Annotated in this window: 5 protein-coding genes; 2 read left to right on the forward strand and 3 right to left on the reverse strand. The window is 73.2% G+C overall.

Annotation, left to right across the window (positions count from 1 at the left end):
• Positions 1-1002, forward strand: a 1002-nt coding sequence (locus AB0399_RS40165) for a glycoside hydrolase family protein (protein ID WP_366414654.1), incomplete at its 5' end; no start/stop codon positions are given.
• Between the two features lie 172 nt (positions 1003-1174).
• Here the strand turns inward: AB0399_RS40165 and AB0399_RS40170 are convergent.
• The 3 genes from AB0399_RS40170 to AB0399_RS40180 form a co-directional block, all read right to left on the reverse strand.
• Positions 1175-1414, reverse strand: coding sequence for a hypothetical protein (locus tag AB0399_RS40170; protein WP_329363642.1), 240 nt, complete (start codon positions 1412-1414; stop codon positions 1175-1177).
• Positions 1415-1628: 214 nt separating this feature from the next.
• The gene (locus AB0399_RS40175) at positions 1629-2861 is read right to left on the reverse strand and encodes a helix-turn-helix transcriptional regulator (RefSeq protein ID WP_366414655.1); all 1233 of its coding nucleotides are present in this window, start codon (positions 2859-2861) and stop codon (positions 1629-1631) included.
• 153 nt (positions 2862-3014) lie between these two features.
• A complete protein-coding gene (locus AB0399_RS40180; protein WP_366414656.1) occupies positions 3015-4118 on the reverse strand; it encodes a winged helix DNA-binding domain-containing protein in 1104 nt (367 codons plus the stop codon).
• A gap of 110 nt (positions 4119-4228) precedes the next feature.
• On the opposite strand from AB0399_RS40180, the gene AB0399_RS40185 reads away from it, so the two are divergent.
• Positions 4229-5950, forward strand: coding sequence for a DUF4132 domain-containing protein (locus AB0399_RS40185; RefSeq protein ID WP_366414657.1), 1722 nt, complete (start codon positions 4229-4231; stop codon positions 5948-5950).
• Positions 5951-6084 lie beyond the last annotated feature (134 nt).

The following is a 6084-nucleotide window of genomic DNA, read 5'->3' on the forward strand; positions in this document are numbered from 1 at the left end:
GGGCCCGCCGCCGCGGTGAGCGCGGTCGCGGCCGTGGCGGCGGGCGCGCTGCTGGCGGTGCACCTCGCCGCCGACCCGTCCGCGCCGGCCGCCGACGCCGCGCCGTCCGCCCCGCCCACGGCGACGGCCCCCGCTGCCGCACCCACCACCCCTGCGCCGACGACCCCCTCGCCGACGCCCTCGACCGCCACACCCACGACCCGCAAGCCGACTCCGAAGTCGACCACGCCCACCCCGGTCAAGGCCCCACCACCGCCCGCCGCACCGGCGACGTCCACCCGCAAGGGCGTCGGCGTGTGGACCTTCGACGGCGTGAACACCGCGCTCCGGCAGTCCGGCGCGAGCTGGTACTACACCTGGTCCACCACCCACGCCGGGATCAGCGGCCCCGGCTTCGTACCGATGATCTGGGGTGCGGACAGCGCGAGTTCGGCCGCGCTCGCGCAGGCGAAGGCCGCGGGACCGTACCTGCTGGGCTTCAACGAGCCCGACATGTCAGGGCAGTCGAACATGACGGTCGACCAAGCTCTCACGCTGTGGCCGAAGTTGGAGTCCGCCGGGAAGGTGCTGGGCAGTCCCGCCGTCGCGTACGGCGGCGACACACCCGGGGGCTGGCTCGACCGCTTCATGACCGGCGCGCGGCAGAAGGGCTACCGCGTCGACTTCATCACGCTGCACTGGTACGGCGGCGACTTCACCACGCCCGACGCCGTCGCCCAGCTCAAGTCCTACCTCCAGGCCGTCCACGACCGCTACCACAAGCCCATCTGGCTCACCGAGTTCGCGCTCACCGACTTCTCCGGCGGCACCGCCCGCTACCCCACCGACCAGCAGCAGGCCGCCTTCCTCACGGCCGCCGCGACCATGCTCGACGGCCTGCCCTACCTCCAGCGGTACGCCTGGTTCGGCCTCCCCGCGAAGGACGGCGCCCCCAGCACCGGCCTCTTCCACAGCGGCCCCGTGATCACGACCGAGGGCCGCGCGTTCGAGCGAGCCCGCTGATCTCACGGAGCGGGGACGCCCCGGCACGGGGTTGGAGCGGGACGGGTTGCCCGGCGGCGAACCGGACTCATCGGGTCGGCCCGCACCCATGAACGGAAGAAGGGTGCGACACAGCCCGGGCTCTCACCGACTGAGCTACAAGGGGGAGTTCACGCGTCAAAGCCGGACCCGATCAAAGGGTGACGTTCTCCGCCGATCCCACCTGATCCCTGCTTCCGGGCAGGCCCAGCAGCGCCCCGCGGCTGTCGGCGACCCGCAACGCGTCCGACAGCGCCGTGCACAAGTGCGCCACCATGCCCTGGAGTTCGCAGTCCGAAGGCGTCGACTCCGCCAGCGTCCGACGGACAAAGCCCAGCAGTTCCCGACCCATCCCGAGCTGCACCGACTCCATCTCGTCGGCCAGCCGCCACAAGGCCGAAGCACGGCACCCGTCTGTCCGGAGGTAGCACGCACCTCCGTCCGGCCCCGGCCACGGGAGGCGTCGAACGGTGCCGGATTCCCGTTGCTGTAAAGGGGAGTCGGGGTGCAGCGGTGCTCGGTCTCGGTGCTCAGCCGTCATGAGGACGACGATAGGACCGATCCACCGGTCGAAAGGGGACAAACTGTCCCCCTGCACAAGGGAGCGGCTACGCCGCCAAGACGCCTACGGAAGAGGCGAGTTCGGCGGCCTCGGCGCGCAGCGGCCGAGGCACGGAGCGGACGAGGTCCGCGGCCAGCGCCCGCCCTGACGGCACGTACCTGATCGCGTCGGGCGACGTCTCCACTGCCCGCTGGAGGTAGTGCAGCGCACCGGCCGGCTCCTTGCGGGCGTACTCCGATCGGGCTGCGTCCAGGAACAGACGAGAGCGGCGCTCCACTGACGGAATCGACTCGGGGACGGTTTCCGAGACACGGCGGAGCGCGGCGCCGGGAGTGTGCAGGTCGACGCCGATGGTGACCGCGTGAACCGCCACGTTGCCCGTGCCGAACATCGTCCAGGGGTGGGCGTAGTCCGGCATGCGCTGTGCGACCGCGTTCGCCTCGTCCCACCACCGCCAGGCGTCACCGTCGCGCCCCTCCCGCGCGGAGGTGACCGCCGCGTGAAGGCACAGCGCCCCGAAGGTCCCGCGCAGGATGTCGGGCCCGTCCTCAAGGCGCGGGCGGAGGGTGGCCGCCGCCTCGGCGACCAGACGCAGTGCCTCTTCCGTGTGGCCGTTCTCCCGGAGGCCGTTGCCCACGATCCATGCGGCGGCAGCCAGCAGAACGGGGTCATCCGCTTCCTCCGCCGCCATCCGGGCCCGGTCCACGGTCAGCCAGTACAGCTCCGGTTCCGTGGTGTGCGCGGCGAACTGCTGGGCCAGCGCGTAAGCCTCCGCCGTGACCAGGTAGGCGCGCCGACGTTCCGCTCCCTCGGTTCCTCTGGTGGCGGCGTGGCACGCCGTCAGCAGATCAGGAAGCACCGCCCCTACTTCGGTCCGCTGCCGACGCGAGGAATGCCACGTCGACCACGCCTGCCGCACCCGTCCGGCCAGTTCCTGCACACTGCTCGCCTCGAACGGGGAGCGACGGAAGATCGACGCGTGAACCGCGTCCCTGAGCGCCGGCACCGCCGGGTGGGACAGCTTGCCCCAGTGATCGACGGGAACGGTGGCATCGCCACCCGTGAGCGTGGCCACGTCGTCCAGCCGAAGCGCCTGCGCCAGCCGGAAGAGCATCGGCAGTGACCGCAGATCGCGGTCCCCGTTCTCGATCTTCTTCAACCAGTCCGACGACCGCCCGACCAACCCGGCCAGCACCGGACGCGACATGCCTCGCCGCTCACGATGATGGCGGATCAACTCACCGGTCGTCAGTTCTCCGTTGATGGACGGATCAGTCACGATGCGGCTCCCGGAACGAAGTCAAGCCCCCCGCACCAGAGTACGCGCCGCGAGCCCCCCGGCACCGGCCTCGCCACCGCCCACTCCAACAGGCAAACCACCCGGTGCCGCCCTCGGTTCCAGGGTACGGCGCACCCGGGGGCGTCACTCGGACTACGCACGCGCGAAGCGGACCCCGCGGACCTCGGGGGCGCCCTCGTACGCGGTGGCGAGGAGGCGGAGTCCCTCCGCCTCAAGGGTGTCGCGGTCGGGTGCCCGTAGGGGCGCGAACGGGGTGACGACGACCGCCGCGGCACCCTTGGCCCGCTCGAACCGCCAGGTCCCCCCGACGAACCCGTCCAGGAGGATCGTGCCGCTGACGATCCCGTTGACGGAGATCACCCGGGACTTGGGCACGTCGCCGAGGATGCGGGTGCGGTCGGCGTGCGAGAGCAGGAGGTTGTCGAAGTCGGCGACGAAGCGCGCGGCCACGGGGGTGTCGGGGTCGGTGAGTTCGGCGTCGGGCAGGTCGTAAAGGACCTGCCCGTCCTCGGCGGCGTACGTCCGCAGGTCGAGATCGGCGAACAGCCGCTTGAGGCCGGTGGCTCCGGACCACTTCTGCATGTCGGCGGGACCGGCGGGGCCGAACGCGGCGAGGTAGCGGCGGACGAGCCCGGCCGGGTCGGGGTCGGCGGCGAGCGGCGCGCCGAGCCAGTCGTCGGCGAAGGCGTACCGGACGCCGCAGGGTACGCCCCACACGCCGCGCGGTGGCACCTGCACGAGCGGTGCCCAGGTCCGTAGCACGTTGACCAGCGAGGCCGGGTCGGCGGCGGGGAACCGCGCACCGAGCAGGGTGCGCAACTCGGAGGGCCCGAGCGGCTGTTCGGCCAGCGCCTCGCGCCCGGCGGCGAGCAGCGCGTCCCGGCCGACCCCGGCGATCCCCGCGGCCCACGCGGAGGAGCGCAGCCCCCGGTCGAGGGCGGGTTGCAGCCACGGCCGCAACCGCAGCGCGTCCGCCGCCGTCACCAGATGCACGGTGTTGCGCATCAACGCCAGTCGTACGACGCGGCGTTCGGCGAGGAGGCGGCCGAACGCGGCGAAGTCGAAGCCGGCCAGCCGGGTCCACAGCCCCGGGTAGACGGAGGTGGCGTTCTGCGACTGGAGGCCCAACAGGTGCGTGACGGCGTCCGCCGGGCTCATGTCCGCCCGCTGCAAAAGGAGTTGGCGGGACAGCAGAGTCCGGTTGAGGGTGCGCCGGGTGACCGGTTCGATGACCATGGTCGTTACGGTACGGCGCCTTGCGGACAGTCACGGTCCGCAAGGCGGGTGGGCGCGGCGCGCGGCCGAGGGACCCGACCGGGCGTTCACGGGAAGGCGAGGTGAGGGCGATGTGGAGCCGCGGAGGCCGCCCGTACAGCGGGCGGCACTTCCCACGGTCCTGGAACCGCGGATCGGGCGAACCGCTGCGGCCGCGCAGCCTGTCCCGGGCGCTGGTCAGAGCCTCCAGGAAGGACGAACGGGCCTGGCAGCGGCAGCCGTTGAAGGTGCGTGGCGATTCGCTGCCGCCTTTCGACCACTGCGCGGCACTGGTGGCGGGGCTGGCCGAGGACGAGCGGCGCCGGATCGCGCTGCGGCTACAGCAGGAGCGCGCCGGTCTGGAGGCCGACGACGTCGAGTGGTACATCGGGCGGGCGCTGGCGGCGACACGCTGCGGGTGGTCGCCCGGGCAGGTGCACGAGTTGTTCGCGCTCGCGCTGGGGAACGTGGGCAACGGCCCACGTCCGTACGGACCGTGGGCGCACGGGGAGCGGGCCCTGCAACTGCCGCTCGCCGCGCTGGAGGAGTTGCCGGAGAGCGAGCGCGGGCCCTTCCTGCGGTATGTGCGTGCCGCGCTCGCCGTCCGTACGGGCTGCCGCTCCATGGTCCGCCCGCCCGGCCGGCCGTCCCGTCTCGACGAGCCCGAGGCATGCCTGAGCCGGCTGCGGGCCCTGCTCGACCTGCCCTACGACGTGGACGACGTGCTGGTGCGCGACGATCCGTTCGCCACAGCGGCCCGTTGCGCCCTCGGCACCGAGCTCTACGAGCCGCCGGCGCCGGAGCTGCTGGAGTTGTGCGGTCTGGTGACCGACGTGCGGCCGCCGTACGCGTGGTTGGGCCGGATGCGGGAGCTGTTGCAGTGTTCGCCGGAAGCCCGCCGGACGGTCCGGACGCTGCTGCGGGCGGTCCGCGGCGAGCCCGCCACCTGCGTCGGGGCCGAGTTGCACCGCGGGCGGATCGGCGAGGTCAGCGGATGGCTCCTGGTCGCGCTCGCCTGGGCCGCCTGCGTGAGTGACGATGCCGGGCTGGTACGGGAGTTGGGGGACGGCATGCTCGCGATCGACCGGGGACCGGGCGGCGACGGCGCCGCGCTCTTCCTGCGCGGTGGGCTCGCCGCACTCGCCGCGCTGACCCGCGCCCCCGCCGCCGGCCGGCACCATCGCCTGCTCGCCGACCCGCCCGCCGCGGTCGTCCGCACCGCGACCGAGGTGCGGGCGCGGCTGGCGCACCTCCCCCAGCCCGATGGCCACCGCCTGCTCCAGGTGCAGGCCGGGCCGTACGTCGCCGTCTTCCGTGTGCACCCCGACGGTCACGTGACGCTCGGCTTCCGCAACCCGCACGGGCGGATGCTCGAGGACGCGCCGGCGAAGGTGCGGAACGGTGATCCGGCGCTGTACGCCGCCCTGCGGGCCCAACTCACCTCCTTGCGGGCCGAGGTGACCGCCTACCGTGGTCTGCTCGCCGAGCTCCTGCACGCCGATCCCGGGCGGCCGGCCGGAAGTTGGTGCGAGGTCCACCTCGACGATCCGCTCTTCGAGCCGCTCACCCGCGCGCTGATCTGGCAGGCCGAGACCCCCAACGGGCCCGTCGTCGGCGTTCCCGTGCGGCGCAAGCGCTCCTCCGCCTGGGTCCTGCGCGACCTGCGCGGCGGCTTCCACGAACTGGTCGAGACCACGACCGTACGGCTCTGGGCCCCGGCCCACGCCGACGCGGCCGAAGTCGCCGCCTGGACCTCAACGGTGCGCCGCCGCGGCCTACGCCAGCCCGTCCCCCAGGTCCCGCGGCGCCCCTGACCCCCCAGGGTGCCCCGTCCTGTCGGTCCCGGGACCACCCGCCCGGTGAGTGGCTGGTCGCGCAGTTCCCCGCGCCCCTTGGGGTTGCCCTTCCTCCAGGAGCCGCGGGTGCTCATCGCCAACCGCACCCTGCT

The sequence above is a fragment of the Streptomyces sp. NPDC088194 genome (genome assembly GCF_040702025.1).
GTDB lineage: Bacteria > Actinomycetota > Actinomycetes > Streptomycetales > Streptomycetaceae > Actinacidiphila.

Bases quoted from the DNA above. Each gene is read 5' to 3' on its own strand.
- AB0399_RS40185 (WP_366414657.1), top strand. From the start codon at position 4,229: ATGTGGAGCCGCGGAGGCCGCCCGTACAGCGGGCGGCACTTCCCACGG.
- AB0399_RS40180 (WP_366414656.1), bottom strand. From the start codon at position 4,118: ATGGTCATCGAACCGGTCACCCGGCGCACCCTCAACCGGACTCTGCTG.